The organism is Clostridium lacusfryxellense, assembly GCF_018861735.1.
GTDB lineage: Bacteria > Bacillota > Clostridia > Clostridiales > Clostridiaceae > Clostridium_AD > Clostridium_AD lacusfryxellense.
Map to the genome: position 1 here is coordinate 15516 of NZ_JAHLEB010000020.1, position 20084 is coordinate 35599.

General features: G+C 33.0%; 19 protein-coding genes. 5 read left to right on the top strand and 14 right to left on the bottom strand.

Annotated features, from left to right (window positions below):
• The first annotated feature begins 44 nt into the window (after positions 1 to 44).
• Positions 45 to 2039: an elongation factor G gene (locus KPL55_RS12760; protein ID WP_216307119.1), complete on the top strand. Its 1995-nt coding sequence runs from the start codon at positions 45 to 47 to the stop codon at positions 2037 to 2039.
• Between the two features lie 640 nt (positions 2040 to 2679).
• Here KPL55_RS12760 and KPL55_RS12765 read toward each other — a convergent pair.
• The 12 genes from KPL55_RS12765 to KPL55_RS12820 form a co-directional block, all read right to left on the bottom strand.
• A complete protein-coding gene (locus KPL55_RS12765; protein WP_216307120.1) occupies positions 2680 to 3669 on the bottom strand; it encodes a glycosyltransferase family 4 protein in 990 nt (329 codons plus the stop codon).
• Between the two features lie 261 nt (positions 3670 to 3930).
• The gene (locus tag KPL55_RS12770; RefSeq protein ID WP_216307121.1) at positions 3931 to 4482 is read right to left on the bottom strand and encodes a Fe-S-containing hydro-lyase; all 552 of its coding nucleotides are present in this window, start codon (positions 4480 to 4482) and stop codon (positions 3931 to 3933) included.
• Between the two features lie 12 nt (positions 4483 to 4494).
• The gene (locus KPL55_RS12775) at positions 4495 to 5337 is read right to left on the bottom strand and encodes a fumarate hydratase (protein WP_216307122.1); all 843 of its coding nucleotides are present in this window, start codon (positions 5335 to 5337) and stop codon (positions 4495 to 4497) included.
• A 106-nt stretch (positions 5338 to 5443) separates the two neighbouring features.
• A complete protein-coding gene (locus KPL55_RS12780) occupies positions 5444 to 7054 on the bottom strand; it encodes an FAD-dependent oxidoreductase (protein WP_216307123.1) in 1611 nt (536 codons plus the stop codon).
• A gap of 50 nt (positions 7055 to 7104) precedes the next feature.
• A complete protein-coding gene (locus KPL55_RS12785; RefSeq protein ID WP_216307124.1) occupies positions 7105 to 7785 on the bottom strand; it encodes a 4Fe-4S dicluster domain-containing protein in 681 nt (226 codons plus the stop codon).
• 62 nt (positions 7786 to 7847) lie between these two features.
• Positions 7848 to 8699, bottom strand: a complete 852-nt coding sequence (locus tag KPL55_RS12790) for an FAD/NAD(P)-binding protein (protein ID WP_216307125.1) — start codon at positions 8697 to 8699, stop codon at positions 7848 to 7850.
• Between the two features lies 1 nt (position 8700).
• Positions 8701 to 9735: a 4Fe-4S dicluster domain-containing protein gene (locus KPL55_RS12795; RefSeq protein ID WP_246599461.1), complete on the bottom strand. Its 1035-nt coding sequence runs from the start codon at positions 9733 to 9735 to the stop codon at positions 8701 to 8703.
• Complete coding sequence (locus KPL55_RS12800) at positions 9732 to 10715, bottom strand: 4Fe-4S dicluster domain-containing protein (RefSeq protein ID WP_216307126.1); 984 nt, start codon at positions 10713 to 10715, stop codon at positions 9732 to 9734. Before KPL55_RS12800 ends, KPL55_RS12795 begins: the two co-directional genes overlap by 4 nt.
• A complete protein-coding gene (locus KPL55_RS12805; RefSeq protein ID WP_216307127.1) occupies positions 10703 to 11167 on the bottom strand; it encodes a hydrogenase iron-sulfur subunit in 465 nt (154 codons plus the stop codon). The genes KPL55_RS12800 and KPL55_RS12805 overlap by 13 nt, the downstream gene beginning before the upstream one ends.
• Positions 11158 to 13143, bottom strand: a complete 1986-nt coding sequence (locus KPL55_RS12810; protein ID WP_216307128.1) for a CoB--CoM heterodisulfide reductase iron-sulfur subunit A family protein — start codon at positions 13141 to 13143, stop codon at positions 11158 to 11160. Before KPL55_RS12810 ends, KPL55_RS12805 begins: the two co-directional genes overlap by 10 nt.
• Before the next feature lie 44 nt (positions 13144 to 13187).
• Entirely contained in the window at positions 13188 to 13598 is a 411-nt protein-coding gene (locus KPL55_RS12815) for a 4Fe-4S dicluster domain-containing protein (protein ID WP_216307129.1), read from the bottom strand.
• Between the two features lie 19 nt (positions 13599 to 13617).
• A complete protein-coding gene (locus KPL55_RS12820; protein ID WP_216307130.1) occupies positions 13618 to 14406 on the bottom strand; it encodes a CoB--CoM heterodisulfide reductase iron-sulfur subunit B family protein in 789 nt (262 codons plus the stop codon).
• Between the two features lie 215 nt (positions 14407 to 14621).
• Here KPL55_RS12820 and KPL55_RS12825 point away from each other — a divergent pair, with 215 nt between their 5' ends.
• Positions 14622 to 15509 carry a LysR family transcriptional regulator gene (locus KPL55_RS12825; protein ID WP_216307131.1) on the top strand — a complete coding sequence of 296 codons (888 nt, stop codon included), beginning with the start codon at positions 14622 to 14624 and terminating at the stop codon, positions 15507 to 15509.
• Positions 15510 to 15589: 80 nt separating this feature from the next.
• On the opposite strand, the gene KPL55_RS12830 is transcribed toward KPL55_RS12825, so the two are convergent.
• A complete protein-coding gene (locus KPL55_RS12830) occupies positions 15590 to 16603 on the bottom strand; it encodes a WG repeat-containing protein (RefSeq protein ID WP_246599463.1) in 1014 nt (337 codons plus the stop codon).
• A 27-nt stretch (positions 16604 to 16630) separates the two neighbouring features.
• Entirely contained in the window at positions 16631 to 17389 is a 759-nt protein-coding gene (locus KPL55_RS12835) for an exodeoxyribonuclease III (RefSeq protein ID WP_216307132.1), read from the bottom strand.
• 237 nt (positions 17390 to 17626) lie between these two features.
• On the opposite strand from KPL55_RS12835, the gene KPL55_RS12840 reads away from it, so the two are divergent.
• The 3 genes from KPL55_RS12840 (at position 17627) to KPL55_RS12850 (ending at position 20084) form a co-directional block, all read left to right on the top strand.
• Entirely contained in the window at positions 17627 to 17902 is a 276-nt protein-coding gene (locus KPL55_RS12840; protein WP_216307133.1) for a hypothetical protein, read from the top strand.
• A gap of 110 nt (positions 17903 to 18012) precedes the next feature.
• The gene (locus KPL55_RS12845; protein WP_216307134.1) at positions 18013 to 19035 is read left to right on the top strand and encodes a CotS family spore coat protein; all 1023 of its coding nucleotides are present in this window, start codon (positions 18013 to 18015) and stop codon (positions 19033 to 19035) included.
• A 44-nt stretch (positions 19036 to 19079) separates the two neighbouring features.
• Positions 19080 to 20084 (top strand): CotS family spore coat protein, encoded by a 1005-nt coding sequence (locus KPL55_RS12850; RefSeq protein WP_216307135.1) that lies wholly within the window; start codon positions 19080 to 19082, stop codon positions 20082 to 20084.

Consider the following 20084-nt stretch of genomic DNA (forward strand, 5'->3'; position numbering starts at 1 on the left):
CTTAGGTAGCATTGCCTAAAAAATCAACTAATGGAGATATAAATATGACTATTAAAAATAGTATTAGAAATATTGGAATAGTTGCCCATGTAGATGCTGGAAAAACTACCTTAACTGAGCAATTGCTTTTTCAAAGTGGTTCTAGTAGAATTCTTGGCAGCGTAGATAAAGGCACTACCCATACGGATTCTTTAGATATGGAAAAGCAAAGAGGGATTTCAGTAAAAGCTGCTGAAACTGATCTTACTTACAAAGGGATTAATGTACATGTTATAGATACCCCTGGGCACATAGATTTTAGTTCTGAGGTAGAAAGAAGTATTGGAGTTCTAGATGGAGCTATAGTGGTATTATCAAGTGTAGAAGGAGTGCAGCCCCAAACAGAAGTATATTTTAATGCATTAAAGGAATTGAATACTCCTTCCATATTCTTTATTAATAAACTTGACCGTATCGGGGCCTCTCCAACTAAAGTTATTAGTGATATGGAAAAGCTTCTTACAAGTAGGCTTGTGCCCTTGCAATTCGTCTATGAAAAAAACAATGTGTTTATTGTAAATAACATATTTGATGAAGTAAATTACGAAAGAAAAGTATTAGAAATAAACGATGAACATTTTAGAAAATCACTTGAGAATATAATAGATATGTTAGGTGATACTAATGAAAATATTCTAAATCAATTCTTTGAAGGTACATTAACTCTGGGAATGTTAAAAGATGAGATAGTGGTGCAAGCTACTAAATGCGAAATCTACCCTGTTCTTTATGGTACTGCTCTAAAAGGTGAAGGAATTAAAGATTTGCTTGATGGAATTATTGATTATCTTCCCGGACCGGAAGATTTAGATAACAGCGCTCTCTCTGCACTAGTATATAAAATTTCTCATAACAAAACATTAGGTAAAATAGCTCATATAAAAATATTTAGCGGATCAATATCAACTAGAGATGATATTTTAAATGTAACTAGTAATAAAAGTGATAAAGTTACTATGATAAAAAAAGTTGTTAACCAAAAACCCATTGATGTAAAATCTGCTTATAGTAGTGATTTAGTTATGGTTAGTGGTTTAAATTGTAGCGCATACGATATACTCGGAAGCAAAACTCATATTCCTAAACTAAAAACTATTACAACGCCACTTCTTACCTTAAGAATTTATGCTAAAGCTAAAGAAGACTATATAGGACTAGTAGACGCTTTAACTGTGCTGCAAGAGGAAGATCCTCTTCTTAACATGTTATGGGTAAAAGAAAAAAAAGAAATCCACCTTAGGATTATGGGTAAAATCCAAATAGAATATATCGAAGCTATATTAATAGAAAGATTTAACTTAGAAGTTACCTTTGGCATTCCATCGGTCATCTACAGAGAGACTCCTATAGCAACTGTATATGGTGAATCACGTTACACCATGCCCAAACCCTGTTGGGCTATAGTTGAATTTTTAATAGAGCCACTACCAAAAGGAAGTGGAGTTGTTTATGAATCTTTAGTAAGAACTGAAAAAGTAAAGATACAGTATCAGAGAGAAATAGAAGATAATCTTGATAAAATATTAAGTCAAGGCATTCATGGCTGGCCTGTGACAGATTTAAAAATAACCTTTATAGAAGGTGAAGATCATGTAATGCATTCACGTTCAGGAGACTTTGCAACTTCTGCTGCCATGGGAATAATGAGAGGCCTAAATGAAATAGGAACTACACTTCTAGAACCTATAATTAAGTTTAGAATAACTGTACCTGAAAATGTAGGCGGAAGAGTTTTAAATGATATTATAAAAATGAGAGGAAGTTTTGATACTCCCTTAATCCACAACAACACTTTTACTATACAAGGTAAAATGCCTGTATCGACCTCACTTGAATATCCAGGGGACTTAAGCAAAATTGCTTCCGGAAAAGCAATAATCACAACTGGATTTGCAGGATATGAGCCTTGCCCGTTAGAATTAGGATCCTCGAGGGAAAGAATTGGTGTCAATCCTCTGGATAGAGCCAAATTTATACTATCAGTTAGGAATGCATTGTAAAAAATTATAATTTAGCAAGGTCAGCGTGGATAACTTTATTTATAGCTTATGTTCTTCCATATAATTCACAATCAGTAGATGCTCACTCAACTTATTTGGGCTATCCATTATCATTTTTAACTATTCATAATACACCAATTTATAAAACACTATTTATGACAGAGAGTATAGATATCTTTACTCTTATAATAGATATACTGATAGTTTATTTTGTACTCCATTTTGCTAATATGTATTTGAGTAAGGCGAGATTGAAGAAAAATACGAATAAAACAAAAGACTATAAATAACATTGATTTTTATAAATCAATATGGATATTATTAAAATGTGACTTAAGGGAAGAACTTTGTTTACACATTAAATTTTCTTAAACTCTCAAAAATTATATTTTAATTAATATTAAAGTTTTTTCTTACATTATGCTAACAAAAGTATATATTGCGTAGAATGCGTTTGAACAAGGTGTAGTAATTCTTAATTTAGTTTATCTGCAATTGCGTTAAAAAAAATATATGTTTGAGCGTCAGCGAGTTTATATTTTTCAGCAAATGCATATAAAATAAATTTTAGAATTTCTTACCGAAGTGAACGCATTCCAGCAATATATACTTTTCGTTACAGCATAATATAAGAAAATCTTTAACCAATAATTTCTAAATAAGTTTTATATAAATCATTTGTTGTTTTTTCAAAGTTATAATTTTCATTAACATAATTTTTAAGAATATTATCCTTCTTTTTTTCAAACCCTTTCTTTACTGCTTCAAACAAACTACTGTTTTCAGAAGGATTAAAATATATGGCCATATCTTTAAAATATTCATTTGCACAGCCTTCCTCTGTTGATACAATATTGCAACCACTTGAAGCTGCCTCAAGAGATGATAATCCTGGCATTGCTATAAAACTAGGATTTACATGTACTTTTGCAAATCTATATGCATTGTATATATTATAGCTATCCATAAAACCTAAATATATTACATTTTTAAAGTTTGTACATTTCTTAAGATACTCATTGTCATTAACATTTCCTATCAAAACTAATTGTTTCCCAAGTTCTTCGCAAATTCCACATAACGCAAGTTGATTTTTATCCTCGCATATCCGTCCCACACATAAGGCATAATTATTTAAATTATACCTATCTGTAAAATTATATAAAGGTATATCATCGTTTTCAACTTGTACGCCATTATAGATAACCGTGCACTTTGTATTGACATTAAATTCTTTCTTAATGATATCTTTTTCTAATTCACTATTACAAATTATAACTTTACTCTTTTTTAAAATTTCTTCCTTATAGCTACTACACTTTTCATATAGACCCATACTTTCAGTTTTATTATTTAACATTTGATATTTTTTCATATCCCAATGCATAGGTGATATTACTAAAATCTTTTTATAAAAATGTGCTATCTTATAATATTTATATGTTTCTCCAGTGGTATCAATATTAAACAAATGAACTAAATCGTACTTTGAATAGTCATATATACTACCATCATTTATATCTACGATTACCCCTAATTTGCGCAAATATTCCGCGGTCTTAATTACCTTGATAGAATCAACTGCAAAATTTCTATAATAATCTTGCCTAACACATAATAGAACTTTCATTAAGAATCTCCCCCTTATAATTTACTACTCATTAATATAACTATACTTATATTAATGTTTATGAGCCTCATTACTATAAGCACAGTATAATATTTTTGTTTTCTAATCTTTTATTCATATACTATTAATTTATACTGTAAAAGTTTCTTATATAAAAATATATAATTGATTTTATATGTACTAGAAATCAAAAAGTCCGCTCATATCTGTAATAAGATATGAGCGGACTTTAGATTTTATTATTTTATGTTAACAGTGTATTTATTTTTGATATTTTTTTCTTTCTGTTTCATAAAGATTATTACCTTCGGCGTCTATTACAACAACTGCTGGAAAATCTACTACCGTAAGTTTCCTAACGGCTTCAGGACCTAAATCTTCAAAAGCAATAATTTCGCATTCTTTTATTGATTTAGAAATGAGAGCTCCAGCGCCTCCTATTGCAGCAAAATAAATAGCACCATTTTTCATCATTGAATCTACTACCGTTTTGCTTCTAAGGCCTTTCCCAATCATTCCAGTAAGACCTAGTTCAAGAAGTGGAACAGTCAAATCATCCATTCTATAACTAGTAGTTGGTCCAGCAGAACCTATTACATTTCCAGGTTTAGTTGGAGCAGGTCCTACATAATATATAATGGCATCTTTTGGATCAAAAGGTAACTGTTCGCCATTATTAATTGCATCAACTAGCCTCTGATGGGCTGCATCTCTTCCTGTATACATAGTTCCTGATATTAAAACACTATCCCCTGATTTTAAATCCTTTAATTTCTCCTGCGTTAGCGGAGTAGTTATATGTTTGATTTCCATCTTTATCCCTCCCTATATAATTGTTACTGCATGTCTTGCCACATGACAGTTAATATTTACTGCAACAGGTAATCCAGCAATATGTGTTGCAAAAGCTTCCACATTAACGGCAAGGGCTGTAGTATTTCCACCTAGTCCTTGAGGTCCTATTCCTAGTGCATTAATTTTCTCTAGTAAAGTTAACTCGATTTCTTTTAAATGCTCCGCAACATTATGACTACCAATATTTCTTGTTAATGCTTTCTTAGCAAGATACATTGCTTTATCTGATGTTCCACCAATTCCAACACCTACGACTATTGGTGGGCATGGATTTGGACCTGCAAGTGAAACTGCCTCTACAACAAAATCAAGTACACCAGCTAACCCATCTGATGGTTTAAGCATTTTTAATCTACTCATGTTTTCACTGCCAAATCCTTTTGGCGCTATAGTTAGTTTAACTTTATCTCCTGGTACAATATCATAATATATTACTGCTGGAGTATTATCCCCTGTATTTTTTCGCTGAAGTGGATCTGCAACAACAGATTTTCTTAAATATCCTTCTTTATAGCCGCGTCTTACGCCTTCGTTAATAGCGTCTGTAATGTTTCCACCTATTAACTCAACTTCTTGACCTACTTCTACAAATACTACAGCCATACCTGTATCCTGACAAATTGGCACTTGGTCAGTTTTAGCAATTTCAGCATTTTTAAGCAAATTACTTATTATATCTCTTCCTACAGGAGATGTTTCTTCTTTTTCGGCTTTATGAAACGCGTCTAAAACATCGTCTCCCACATAAAAATTGGTCTTTATACTCATATCTTTTAAAGCATTTTCAATTTCTTTTACATCTACTTTACGCATGAACCTACAACCCCTTCCATTTATATCTTGTGAAGATTATTTTAAGTATCTTTCTTTAAATTTAAACTTTCTATTATTATATCATTACCGTTCATAGTATTAGTAATTATTTATCATTTTCTCTTCCATGAGTATAATGTGGAAGTAACATAGGAGAAATTTTATCTGTAATTATTCCGTTTTCTTCAAGACTTTTGTGGTATTTTTTTACATGTTCAAGACTTAGTTCTTTCATATTAACATTTTTGCAATTCACACCTGCATGTGCTCCAGCTCTACGTCCAAAAACAATAATATCTAATAGTGAATTACCCATTAACCTGTTACGACCGTGAATTCCACCTGAAGCCTCTCCTGCCACATAAAGGTTTTCTATTTTTGTTTGACCATTTTCATCAATTAACAATCCTCCGTTTTGATAATGGAGGGTCGGATATACAATTATAGGATCTATTCTCATATCAATCCCGAATTTTTGGTACATTCTAAGCATTGCAGGAAGTCTCTTCTCAATGGTTCCTTCTCCGTTAATTAACTCTATTAATGGCGTATCAAGCCACACACCCTTTTCCCCAGCAGCTGTTTCAATACCCTTATTTCTTACATGACATTCTCTAATTAATGCAGATGTTTCTACGTCTCTTGTTTCAAGATGATAAGTAAATTGTTCACCATCAATATTTAGAGGTGTTGCCCCTAAACTACGGACCTTTTCTGTAACAAGTGCTCCAAAAATCTGAGGGGGATATGCTACTCCTGTAGGGTGATACTGAACAGCATCTGCGAAAATAAGTTCTGCTCCTGCTCTATATCCGAGGATTAGCCCATCTGCTGTAGCTCCATAATGATTTGTTGTAGGAAATCCTTGATAGTGAAGTCTTCCCGCACCACCAGTAGTTATAATAACGGTTTTAGCCCTTGCTATTAAATATTCCTCTGTTTCAATATTAAATAATACAGCTCCAGCAGCTTTACCATCTTTGTCGAGTATTATCTCCACAGCAGGTGAGAATTCCACAACTTCAATACCTTTGTTGATAACTTCATCCCTAAGCACACGCATGATCTCAGCTCCTGAGTAATCAGCTGCGGCGTGCATTCTCTTTCTTGAGGTTCCACCTCCGTGGGTAGTAACCATCGTGCCATCTTCTTCTTTGTCAAACATTACTCCAAGTTCATTTAACCATTTGATTGCTCCCGGAGCATCCATTACAAGAGCACTAACAAGTTCCTTTACATTTGTAAAATGTCCGCCGCCCATTACATCTAAAAAGTGTTTTTCTGGAGAATCATCTGGCTTATCTGCAGCCTGGATTCCACCTTCAGCCATCATCGTATTGGCATCACCAAAACGTAATTTTGTGGCAATCAATACATTGGCTCCTTTTTTGTGGGCCTCTAGAGCTGCTGAGGCTCCGGATCCCCCTCCACCTATTATCAAAACATCAACATCATAGTCTAATTTAGTTAAATCCATGTCTAAATTTTTAAGTCTACTTTTTGCTTCAATAAGTTCTGCAAGTTCTAATGGAACCTTAGATCCTTTGCTAGGTCCAACCCTTAGATTTTTGAACTCATGCTCCTTATAATCAGGATAATTTTCCTTTAATATATCTTCCTTTTCCTTAGCACTCATCCTTGGAAACTGAACTCCTAATCTTTCCTCACGGGTGGCCTCAACCTTCTTTATTAGCACCCTCATTTCTGCTGTATACATTAAAATACCTCCCTTATAAAACTATATTTTATGAGATTTATTGTTTATGATTACTTTGTAATATCCCTTGTGTTATATAATTCCTTTAATTCATCTATACTTTTAATCATTAATTCTTTTATCGAATCATCATACGTACCTTCTTGAATTTCTTTTACCCTTTTTGTCAAATCTTTTGTTTCAGGTGCAATGTATTTACCTGTAAGCCTTCGAGCAAGCATCGCTACTTGATAATGAGTAATATTTGCAGGACACCTAGAAGCACATATTCCGCACATAACACAGTCAAATGATTCGTGAGCACATTTTTCAATCTCTCCTCTTTGAGCATACGCAATATATTGCATAACATTAAGACCCTGTGGGCAACCTTTAGTACATGAGTTACAACCAATGCAACTATATATTTCAGGATAAAGATTCATCATTGTATCAGCCGTTGGCGCGAGTTCATTCATTTCATAATCTCTTTTGTCTCCTGGAAAGAATGGCAATTGAGTAAGATACATGCCATCTTCTACCTTAGTTTGACATGCTAAACATACCTTTAATTCATTCTTGCCTTTAATTCTATATATTGTGGAACAAGCACCGCAAAAGCCGCCCCTACACCCACATCCTCTTACTAATTGGTATCCTGCATATTCCATGGAATCCATGATTGTAAGGCTTGAAGGTACAGAATATCTTTTATTTAATATATATATTTCCACCATTTCTTTACTCGACATTTTATATGCCTCCTTTATCCCAAATCTTTAATGGGATGGTTTAAACCGTTTTATTATTAGCATTAATATTCATCGGGAAGTTCATCTATTTCATCGCATCTAAATACAGGTCCATCTTTGCACACATATTTATCTCCAATGTTGCAACGTCCACATTTGCCTACGCCACATTTCATTTTTAATTCAAGTGTTGTGTATACCTGATCCTTCTTAAATCCTATCTCCATAAGTGTTTGAAGCGTATATTTAATCATAATAGGTGGACCACATAGCAAAGCCACTTTATCAGTACTAAATCCAATTTCTTTAACATAAGATGGAACAAATCCTACATGTCCTTCCCATCCATCATCCTGCCTATCAACCGTCAAATGAACATCTGTATTAGGGCTTGATGGCCAGTTTTCAAAGATATCATTTTGAAAGACAAGGTCTCCTGGTGTTCTTGATCCATATAGAATATCTACCTTTCCATAATTTTCTCTATTATCCATTACGTAGTTTATTACGGAACGAATAGGTGCTAGACCTATTCCGCCACCGATGAAAAGAAGGTCTTTTCCTTTTAGTTCATCCTCTACTGGAAAATTGTTTCCATAGGGTCCCCTTATTCCGATTTCACTGCCTACTTCTAAACCATGTAGATATTCTGTAACTACTCCACATCTTTTTACACTAAATTCCATGTAATCTTTTTGTGTTGGAGAAGAAGTGATTGAGAAAATAGCTTCTCCAAGTGGAGGAACTGAAATCATCGCACATTGACCTGGTTTATGTTCAAATGGTTTTCCACCACCAGGTTTTGTAACTCTAAAAGTAGTTACATCATGTGTGTCCTCCCTAATGTCAACTATTTCAACTATTTCGGGCATTAAAGGATTTACATGTTCATGTTCATTACAACTGCAACTCATTTTATTCACCACCCAACTTTTTAATTACTTTAACAATATCCAAATGAACTGGACATTTTTCTATACATCTTCCACATCCAACGCAGGCATATACACCATTTTGTTTATTGGGATAATAAACTAGCTTATGCATGAAACGCTGCCTGAATCTTTCCTTTTGCGTTTTTCTGATATTTCCATGTGCCATAAGAGTAAAATCCGAAAACATACATGAATCCCAGCAACGGAATCTTTCTCCAGATGTATCACCTTTAAAATCAGCAATATCATAACAATGACAAGTGGGACATACATAAGTACACGAACCACATCCTAAGCACCGCTGACTAAGTTCTCCCCAAATTTTAGAATCAAATAATTCATTAAGTTCTCCCGTTATTTTTTTAGGATCTATATTTGCTAAAGGAAGATTTTTGACTTTCTCTTTTATAGCCTCTTGTAATGAATTTAATTCACTTTTATCCTGCTCAGTAACATCTTCTAAAATATCCTTTAATTTGTCAGTTAAGTTTTCACCTTTTTGAGTTTGTGGATCCCATAGCAAGCTATCCCCAATATCCCATGTGTTAACATCTACGTCCTGCGAAGCTGTTTGTGGCTTAATACCAAATGAACTACAAAAGCAAGTTTCCGCAGGATTAAAACAGGCCATGGAAACGATGGTTCCTTTTTGCCGCCTTTGCTCGTATAAAGCATCTACAGGATCACTAAGGAATACATTATCAAGTAACTTAAAGCTTCTTGCATCACAAGACCTTACACCAAATAATACGTAATCCTCTTTTTTTCCTCCTACATTATCTAATTCAAGTTTTTTGCCATCTCTTTTAAACTTTAAGTAGGTTTCACTTTGGGGGAAAATAAAACTTTTTGGTGATATATTAGTTTTAAGTTTTTCTACATTTACCGTATCTCCTTGTTTCCACATATCAAAGTTTACTTTTCCATCTACTTCAATAGGTAAAAATAGTTCATAGGATTTATCAATCATACTAAAAAGTTGTGAAAACTTATTCTTAAAGATTTTCTTCATCATTTTTTCCCACCTCCATGCGATGTAAATGAATCACTATCATCCAGTTTAAACATTCCTATTGGAGCTTGTTTAGCTGGATCTACCCCCGCATCATATTCACCGTAAAGTTCATTTATATCTTTCATGATTTTACTATTTAATAGGTGAAGTGGAATATTTGCTGGACATACTCTGCTACATTCTCCACAGCCCACACAACGACCACCAACGTGATAAGCCCTAATTATATGATAAAACTGCTCTTCACTTTCTACTTTTGCTTTACCTGATACATCTGCCTTATCGTTGTCAAAAATACATTTTACGCAACTACATGCAGGACATATATTGCGACAAGCATTACATCTTATGCATTTTGAAAATTGAGTTGCCCAAAAGTCAGATCGTTCTTCATTAGTTAGAGCTTCAAGTTTTTCCACATCTTTAAATCGTTCTAGTGGATCTACTTCTCTTGTTACCGCATCTGACATCAACTTGTCATATACTACAGGATTAGGTCGTCTACATGTAATACATTTATCATATTCAAATTCCTTTGAGGCAACCTTCTTTTCGCCATCATTTTTTACAAATATAATTTCATCCCCAGATCTTTTAACACTTAAAAGTCCTCTATTTAATCCTTCTTTTTTTACTTTCTCTGGGTCTATCATGCCGGGGCAGCTTATTCCATAGACAACAACCTTGTCTCTATCTATTCTGTTATCATTTATCAGTTGGTTGAACCCAAGGGAATCGCATCCTTTTAGAAATATACCTACTTTTTTATTATCTTTTAATTCCTTAAGCAAATATTTACTTAAGTTATTTACGCAGAAGTTGTCCCATATTAAAGAATCTACTTTATCAACATCTGTAATAAATACGGGATAAGAATCATCAAAGGTATCTCCCTTTTCCCATCCTATAATTTTTTCTGCTTCCCCATTTTCTAGGGCAAGTTTTGCGGTCTCTCTTATTTTTTGTGTTATCTTATCCATCTTTCATCCCTCAACTTTCTATTTGGGCCAAGTTTATGAATTTTCTCTAATACATCATTCATAACGCTAGAAAACTTTTGTCCCTCTGCTGCTGAAATCCAATCCACTCTAAAACGTTCTTTTTCTATTCCCATAAATACAAGCAAATTTGTCAAAATAGAAAAACGACGTCTTGTATGATAGTTTCCACTTGTATAATGACAGTCACCTGGATGACAACCGGCAATTACTACGCCGTCAGCACCATGTTGAAATGCACGAAGTATAAAGTTTTCACTTACTCTACATGAGCATGGAACCCTAATAATTTTAACATTGGCAGGATAGGCTAATCTGCTTGTCCCCGCCAAATCTGCTCCTGCATAACTACACCAGTTACAACAAAATGCTACAATTAAGGGTTCAAATTTATTTTTATCTATGCCCTCGATCTTTTCGGCTTCTATCGACATATTGCATCCACCTCCGCTAAAATCTGCTTATTTGTAAATCCTTTAAGATCAATGGCACCAGGACGACAAGCTACTGTACATCCACCACAGCCTTGACAAAGTGCTTCATTTACTTTTGCAACTATTTTAGTACTTATTTGTCCATTCTCTTTAACTTCAATTGTATTTGATGAAATTGCATCATATGGACATATTTTAGTACACGCAAGGCATCCACTACAAATTGATTCATCTACTTCTGAAACACAAGGATTGTTAACTAATTTATCCTTACTTAATACTCCAATTACCTTTGCTGCTGCAGCACTTGCTTGAGCCACTGTTTCCGGTATATCCTTTGGACCTTGGCATGCTCCTGCTAGGAATATCCCTGCAGAATGGGTTTCAACAGGACGAAGTTTCGGATGAGCCTCTGTAAAGAAATTATTAGTATCTGTACTTATACCTAATATTCTTTTAATTGTAGTTGCATCGTCCTTAGCCTTAGTTGCCGCTGCTAGTACTACCATATCTGCATCAATTTGAACTGTCTCTCCAGTCGAAGCATCAATAGCATTAACTTGAAGATTCTCTCCATTAGGAAAAATTTTACCAACCATACCTTTAATATAATGAACTCCATATTCTTCAACAGCTCTTCTCTGGAATTCTTCAAAGTTTTTACCTGGTGTACGAATATCAATATAAAAAACATAGGCCTGCATATCCGGATAATGGTCCTTGAGTAACATTGCATGTTTTGCTGTATACATACAACAAATTTTTGAACAATAAGGTTTACCCCTTAATGACTTGTCCCTTGATCCCACACATTGTATAAAAACTACTTTCTTAGGCACTCTTTGATCTGACGGACACAATAAATGGCCGGCTGTTGGACCTGCTGCGTTTGTTAATCTCTCGAATTCAAGAGATGTTATTACGTCAGGGTGTTGCCCATACTGGTATTCTCCAAATTTATCTAAACTTATAAGATCATAACCTGTGGATACCACTATAGCACCATATTGTTTTGTTATTTTAGTATCAACCTGCGAAAAATCAACGGCGCCCGCTGTACATACTTTTTCACATATACCACATTTCCCTGTTTTAAACTTGATACAATGTTCTCTATCTATAACTGGTACATTTGGCACCGCCTGAGCGAAAGGCATATAAATAGCCCCTCTGTTTCTTAATCCTTCATTAAACTCACTTTTAGCTTTTTTAGAAGGGCATTTTTCAGTACAAACGCCACAACCAGTACACTTGTCCATATTTATACTTCGTGCTTTTTGGTTAATGGTTGCTTCAAAGTTTCCCACATATCCTTTAACTGAATCTAGCTCACTATATGTATATAACGTTATATTTTCATGAGAGGCGGCATCTACCATTTTTGGTGTCAAAATACAGGCAGAACAATCTAGTGTCGGGAATGTTTTATCTAGTTGAGACATTTTCCCACCAATACTTGGCGACTTCTCAATGATATCAACTTGATAACCAGCTTCAGCAATATCAAGAGCTGTTTGGATTCCAGCTATTCCTCCACCAATAACAAGCGCCCTTTTCGTTACATCTATTTGACCAGGTGTAAGTTCACTATTTAATGTTGCTTTAGCCACTGCAGCCCTAACAAGAGCTATGGCCTTTGGTGTCCCAATCTCTTTTTCCTTATGAATCCAAGAACAGTGTTCTCGAATATTTGCAACTTCTAACAAATATGGATTTAAGCCCGCTGCCTTTGCCGCTTTTCTAAATGTTGCCTCATGCATTCTAGGAGAGCATGACGCTACCACAACTCGATCTAATTTTTGCTCTTTTATCGCATTCTTAATCAAATTCTGACCTACTTCGGAACACATATATTGATAGTCTTTAGCATATACAACTCCTGGCATTTTTTCAGCTTCTTCTATGACTTTATCAATATCTACGGTAGCCGCTATATTGCTTCCACACCAACAAACAAAAACTCCAATTTTCTGCAATTTGATTCCTCCTTTAAAAATGACGGATCATTTTTTTGTTATAATTATTTATTATATTTTCTAAACGCACTTACAATCGCCTGTTGTGGCATTTTATCATCTATTTTTCCAAAGACATCTTCAGCTTTTATTCTATTTTCTCCTGAACGCCTAATAATGATAAGCCTAACCGCCTCTAAAACGTTTGCAATATCTATATCCCTAGGACAACGCTCTGAGCATGTAAAACATGAAGCACAAGACCAAATAGTTTTACTCTCTATAACCTTGTCTAGTTCTCCTGTCTGAAGTAATCTTATAACCTGATGAGGTAGAATATCCATACCTTCACTTGCAGGACAGCTTGCTGAACATTTACCACACTGGATGCAATCTTGCAATCTCTGTCCACTAATTTGAGAAATTTGATTTAATTCTTTTAATTTTTTGTCAGAATATATTTTTACTCTTTTCATTGCACTATCCCCTCCTATCTTATTTGACCCCTAAAGCCTCTGCTAAGAGCTCTGTGAAATAACTGATAGATAGTTTATTTTTCGCGCCATCATTTGCAATTTCCAGATTATATTTACATAGTGGGCATGCAGTAACAACTTCGCTAACATCATTTTTCAAAGCTGATTCAATTATAGTATTTGACATGTTATTTACAAGTTCCTTTTTATCTAAACAAAGGTACCCTCCACAACACTCTGTTCTATATGGATATATTACAGGAGTTGCACCAATGGCTTTTATAAAATCTTCTATAATAGAAGGATTTTCTGGATCATCAAAGTTCATCGTGCTACTAGGTCGAAGGAGCAGACATCCATAATATGCGCCTATTTTTCGATTTGTAAGAGGATTTGTTACCTTTTTAGCTAATTCATCAAAGCCTATTTCATCCCTGAGCACTTCAAGATAATGAAGGACTTCTGTCTCTCCCTCGTATTCTTTTGTTAGCTCCAAATAATTGTTAACTTTTGTTCTTATGTCATTTTTAGTCTTCATATCATGATTTACTCTTTTAATTACATGATGGCATGCTGAGCATAAGGTGACTAGTTTTTCGCCTTTGTCCCTTGCTGCTGTAAGGCTCCGTACAGCTGACAATTTAGTAGCTATTTCATCAGTGGCCATGGGATATACAGCACCACAACATTGCCACTCTTTTTGTTCTTCGAGCTCAAACCCCAAGACTTTTGCAGAATCTAGTGCAAATTTTTCTAATTCCTGAGCTTTAGTCTTTAATGTACAACCTGGATAATAACTATACTTCATATTTATTCATCTAGACTTTTTAGCAAACAAGTCTAGATTTACACCTCCCTTCAATTCTATTAATTTTTCAACACTAATTAGCAAAAAAATATTATTTTAAAATGGTAAAGTTTCTCTTAACTCCTTGTTAAAACTATAACACATGTTTATGCAGTTTAAAAATACAGATAAACTATGATATAATAGTTTAAACTTAGAAATTAGGAGGATATGTTATGGAATTAAGACAGTTGCAGTATTTTCAAACAGTTTGTCAATTAAATAGTATTACGCAAGCTGCCAAAAAACTATACGTAACTCAACCTTCTATTACCAATTCAATCAAGAATCTAGAAAAAGAGCTATCAATTGTACTATTTGACCGCTCTAAAAAACAGCTTTACCCCACAGTTGAAGGAAAGGTTTTTTTAAAGAGGGTAGATGAGATTTTAAAACAAGTAGACAATGCCACTTCCGAAATGAAAGATTACCAAGATCTTAAAAAGGGTATACTTACAATAGGCATCCCTCCAATGATTGGTACCTTTATATTTCCTATAGTATTTATTAAGTTCAAACAATTATACCCAAATATCAAACTCAATATTATAGAAAATGGATCTATTGAAACAAGACAAATGATAGAAAAAGGAGACCTAGATTTAGGTCTTATTATTGTTGATTCCAATAGTACGTTATTAGCTTCTTTACCTATTTTAGATAGCGAGCTTTTAGTTTGCTTAAAAAAAGAACACCCTTTAAGAAAAAAAACAACAATTACATTTGAAGATATTAAAAACGAACCTATTATCCTACTAAAAGAAGGCTTCTACATAAGACAGAAGATATTAGAATCTTTTGACGAAAACAATATTCAGCCTAATATTATTTTATCGTCCAATCACTTAGAAACTGTAAAGGGACTTATTACCAATGGAGTTGGTATATCTTTTTTACTAAAGGAAATTGTTGAAGATAATGATAAGATAACAAAAATTCCATTAAGCACTGCTATCCCTATAAAGATTGCTCTAGTTTGGAGAAAAAATAGGTATCTATCCAATGCATCAAAAGCATTTGTAGATTTTTTAATGGAGAATCCCATAACCACTCCTGAGAGTTAAACTTTTTTAATTTTCAAAAAGAAAGAACCAACTCACTCTACAAAATACTTTTTATAGTGAGTCGGCTCCTTATTAAAACTCTAAGACTGCAATTCCCAAATATATCCACCTAATTTATTAATATATCCAATTCTTTTTCCTATTTCAACTCTAGCAATTCCATCAATAAATTCATATGCCTCAACATAAGTTGGCTCTATAACCACTTCACCTTTAATGTCTATGTAACCCCAATTTTCTCCTATTTGAGCAGCAATTAAACCATCACTCAGAATATCTACATCTTCAAATTTTGCTGGCACTACAATGTTACCACTTTTATCAATGCAACCATATTTTTCATTCTCACAAATAGCAGCTATACCATTGTAAAATCTATCAGCCCATTGAAACTTTGGTTTAATAACGAGTTCCCCACTAATATTTATATAACCATATTTTTCTCTCATTTCAACTGCTGCTAAGCCCTCACTGAACTCTCCACAAACATTATATCTAAGAGGTATAATTGTCTCTCCTTTAATGTTTATATATCCGTATTTTCCACTTGAGCAAACTGGAGCTATTCCTTTGTTAAATGGGTGTGCATAATCATAATTCGCATCTATTATAACTTTGCCATCTTTATCTATAAAAGCTATCTTGCCGCCTACTTGAACTGCTGCAAGTCCTTCACTAAAGTCACTAGCATCTAAAAAATTTATCGGAATTACTTCAGCGCCTTTAGTATCTATATAACCCCACATATAACCTTTTTTAACTGCAGCTCTACCTTCCACAAAAAAATTGGCTTCTTCATACTTAGGTTCCACTATAACCTTGCCAGATAAGTCTATATAACCTTTTTTGCCTCCCAGTTTTATCGCTGCAAGTCCTTCACTAAACGACTCAACCTCATCATATTTAGGTTCTATAACAAACTCCCCATCCTTATTAATAAAGCCATACTTTTCATCTATAGATGCTATCGCGAGTTCACCTTCGAATTCCTGTGCATAATTAAATTTGCATTCTATTACTACATGGCCTTCCTTATCAATATATCCATATCTTTTTTTAGATTTCACAGGATATAAATTCATCTCATTGTTCATAACTAAAACTTCCTTTCTTATATATCTTTATAAAACAATGCTGACAGGACAATGATCTGATCCTACAACCTCATTTAAAATATTAGCTTCCTTTACCTTACTTAATAAGTTTTCAGTAACAAAAAAATAATCAAGTCTCCACCCTACATTTTTTTCCCTAGCCTTAAATCTGTAACTCCACCAGGAATATTTTACTTCCTCTGCATGTAGGTATCTAAAAGTATCAACGTAACCATAAGATATGAACTTATCCATCCATGCCCTTTCTATAGGTAAAAATCCAGAATATTTTTCGTTTGCCTTTGGGTTTTTAATATCAATCTGGTTATGCGCTGTATTGTAATCTCCACAAATAACTAGTTCTTTCCCTTTCGCCCTTAATATCTCACAGTAAGAGAGTAGTTCATCATAAAATTCCATTTTATAATTTAATCTATCCTCATCCTTTTGTCCATTCGGAAAATATATACTAAAAACAAAAAAATCTTCATATTCAACTTGTAATATTCTACCTTCACTATCAAATTTCTCTATTCCAATTCCATATGTTACTGATATTGGTTTTTGCTTAGTATATACAGCTACTCCACTATAGCCTTTCTTTTGCGCACAGGAAAAATATGAGTAATAACCTTCTATATTTTTAAGCTCATCACTAATTTGATCTTCTTGAATTTTTGTTTCTTGAATACATAAAACATCTGGCTGTTCACCAGCAACCCATTCAATAAATCCTTTGTTTTTTATAGCTCTTATACCATTTACATTCCATGAATAAATCTTCATAAAACACCATCCTTCCTTAGCTACTATACAATTTTTCTAAATCTATAATTAGTATCTACTATGTTATGTCAACTATGTAATTCACTAATAATATAACATCTTAATTAATTATATAAAATCTATATTATAAAATCAATGCTATTGCAATATATTTTACCCATTTTCTTTAAAAAAGTACGTTATTACTCACCCTTACACTCAAATCAGAATACTTTATAGTGAAAGGGGGCTATGCCCATGAATTATAGAGAAAAATATAGTGGTAACAAAGAAGAATTTTACTTTTTTTTAAAGGATGAGGTTATAAAATTATTTAAGGATAACCTCAAAATAGAAGGTAATCTTATTACAATTCCTGATGATGAGGAGCTAGATTTTCAAATTAAACTTGATAGCGATGGAGATTATGGTGATTTTACAATCAAAGTTAAGTGGGGAGTAAAGCCTGATCAAACAGATGATTCAGAAGAAGATAACACAGATAAATTCAATCATGAACCATTCGAATTTTAATAATTTTTAGAATAACATACCCTGAGGATTAATAAGAATATAAAATTCGAATTACACTCAGGGTGTTGTTATTACCATTATTTAAGTTCTTTACAAGGAGGCCAAGTATTATGGAACCCGAAAATATAAACACAATATTATCACAATACAATATTAGTGTTATTGATATAAAACAAGAAACAGATAAGGGCAAAAAGGCTGTCTGGTGGATAAAAACTACAGATGGCGATAAAATATTAAAAAAACATTCCTGTTCATCTAAAACCCTCGAATTTATACTATCAGCTGTTGCTCACCTAAAAAAAGGGAAAGTCAACTTACCAGAAATTATTAAAACTAAAGAAAATACTAATTATATAAAAGGAGTTAACTGCTGTTATGTTTTAAGTGAGGCTATAATTGGCAATACACCAAATGAGGACAAACCTCAAGAATTAAAAATAATAGTTGATCAGTTAGCTACTTTTCATAAAGCTTCTAATAACTTTACCTTTTCAGATGATTGCAAACCAAGGATACATTTAGGACTTCAAAATATTGAATTTGAAAGCCACATGATCAAATTAGAGAATTTTTATGAAGAGGAAAAGAGTAAATCCAAACATTCACGCTTTGGAGAAATTATCATAGATGTTTTCCCATATTTTCACAAAAGGATGATATTAGCAATAGCTGAAAACGAAAAATCCGGGTACAATAAATGGGCTCTTGAGGCTAAAAATTCAAATTGCCTATGTCATCAAGATTTTATTTCTAGTAATTTGATACTAACCCATTCTAATAAAATCTTTGTTTTAGATATAGATTCTATTGCTATAGATCTACCTACTAGAGATTTAAGAAAATTTCTAAATAAAATAATGAAAAAGAAAGGCCAATGGGACTTAAAATTAACATCACAAATACTCGGATGGTACAATATGACGAATCCATTAGAACATTGGAAATGGTTAGTATTAAAAGAATCATTAATTTTTCCTCATCTTTTTGTAGGTATAATGAGCAAATATTATGAGAAGCGAGATTCTACTTGGGCAGAGGATAAATATGCGCGAAGACTACAAGAAATGATTAAAATTGAAAAGTCTATAGAACCACTATTACAAGATTTTGAAAAGATTATTCCACAATAGATTAGTATCTAATCTATTTATATTACAATAGGGAGGCACTTATATTGAAAAATGAATGGAACGATTTTATAGAACTTGGTAAAAATGTTCTTCTAGAATATGATATAAGACCACAAAATTTAAAACTGCTTCAAAGTAAAGGTTTGAAAACATTATGGAAAGTACTCTATAAAAATAAACTTATATGTCTTAAAAGACTAAATCAATCAATTGAGCAAGCACTTTTCTCTGTTAATGCTCAAATATATATATTTAATAATGGCGGTAACGTACCAAAGATTTATCCTAACTCTAAAGGTGGTCCTATTACCGAATATAACGGTCAATTATTTATATTATACAGTTGGATTGAAGGACGCGATATGAATTTAGAAAATCCTAAAGATTTAACCATCGCTTTAGGTTCTCTTTCGAAGTTTCATATAGACTCTATTGGATATGTACCTCCATCTTCTGCCATTATATCTTCAAAACTTGGAAATTGGCCAAAGCAATATGAATCTATGAAAAATAGGATGATAAAATTAAAAGAAATTTGTTTACAAACACCTAATAATATATCTTACACAACCTATACAAATAATATAGATCCAATAATTGAAATTTGTAATAAAACTATTAATTTAATTAATAGTTCTCCTTATAGTAATTTATGTAGTATTGGTCAAAAGGAGTCATGCTTATGCCATCAAGATTTTGGTACAGGAAACGTAATGTTATCAGAAGGCACAGGCATTGTTATAGATTTAGATAGTGTTACCTATGATTTGCCCGCTAGAGATTTAAGAAAAATTATATTAAAACGAATGCATAAATTAAATGACTTTAGTATAAATAGTTTTGAAACAATCTTAAAATATTATGAAATAAATAATATTTTATCACTAGCTCAAAGAGAAGTGTTAAAAATTGATTTAATGTTCCCACACTTGTTCTTTGGTTTAATAAAGAATTTGCATAAAAATCTTAAACCAGTTAGTAATGACAGAATTTCTTCAATTGCTGACTTTGAGCAAAACAAATTCTCCGCTCTTGGAAAGTGGCTTTAA

Excerpts from the sequence above, each read along its gene's own strand:
- KPL55_RS12760 (WP_216307119.1), top strand. The coding sequence starts at position 45 with ATGACTATTAAAAATAGTATTAGAAATATTGGAATAGTTGCCCATGTA.
- KPL55_RS12765 (WP_216307120.1), bottom strand. The coding sequence starts at position 3,669 with ATGAAAGTTCTATTATGTGTTAGGCAAGATTATTATAGAAATTTTGCA.
- KPL55_RS12770 (WP_216307121.1), bottom strand. The coding sequence starts at position 4,482 with ATGGAAATCAAACATATAACTACTCCGCTAACGCAGGAGAAATTAAAG.
- KPL55_RS12775 (WP_216307122.1), bottom strand. The coding sequence starts at position 5,337 with ATGCGTAAAGTAGATGTAAAAGAAATTGAAAATGCTTTAAAAGATATG.
- KPL55_RS12780 (WP_216307123.1), bottom strand. The coding sequence starts at position 7,054 with ATGTATACAGCAGAAATGAGGGTGCTAATAAAGAAGGTTGAGGCCACC.
- KPL55_RS12785 (WP_216307124.1), bottom strand. The coding sequence starts at position 7,785 with ATGTCGAGTAAAGAAATGGTGGAAATATATATATTAAATAAAAGATAT.
- KPL55_RS12790 (WP_216307125.1), bottom strand. The coding sequence starts at position 8,699 with ATGAGTTGCAGTTGTAATGAACATGAACATGTAAATCCTTTAATGCCC.
- KPL55_RS12795 (WP_246599461.1), bottom strand. The coding sequence starts at position 9,735 with ATGATGAAGAAAATCTTTAAGAATAAGTTTTCACAACTTTTTAGTATG.
- KPL55_RS12800 (WP_216307126.1), bottom strand. The coding sequence starts at position 10,715 with ATGGATAAGATAACACAAAAAATAAGAGAGACCGCAAAACTTGCCCTA.
- KPL55_RS12805 (WP_216307127.1), bottom strand. The coding sequence starts at position 11,167 with ATGTCGATAGAAGCCGAAAAGATCGAGGGCATAGATAAAAATAAATTT.
- KPL55_RS12815 (WP_216307129.1), bottom strand. The coding sequence starts at position 13,598 with ATGAAAAGAGTAAAAATATATTCTGACAAAAAATTAAAAGAATTAAAT.
- KPL55_RS12820 (WP_216307130.1), bottom strand. The coding sequence starts at position 14,406 with ATGAAGTATAGTTATTATCCAGGTTGTACATTAAAGACTAAAGCTCAG.
- KPL55_RS12825 (WP_216307131.1), top strand. The coding sequence starts at position 14,622 with ATGGAATTAAGACAGTTGCAGTATTTTCAAACAGTTTGTCAATTAAAT.
- KPL55_RS12830 (WP_246599463.1), bottom strand. The coding sequence starts at position 16,603 with ATGAACAATGAGATGAATTTATATCCTGTGAAATCTAAAAAAAGATAT.
- KPL55_RS12835 (WP_216307132.1), bottom strand. The coding sequence starts at position 17,389 with ATGAAGATTTATTCATGGAATGTAAATGGTATAAGAGCTATAAAAAAC.
- KPL55_RS12840 (WP_216307133.1), top strand. The coding sequence starts at position 17,627 with ATGAATTATAGAGAAAAATATAGTGGTAACAAAGAAGAATTTTACTTT.
- KPL55_RS12845 (WP_216307134.1), top strand. The coding sequence starts at position 18,013 with ATGGAACCCGAAAATATAAACACAATATTATCACAATACAATATTAGT.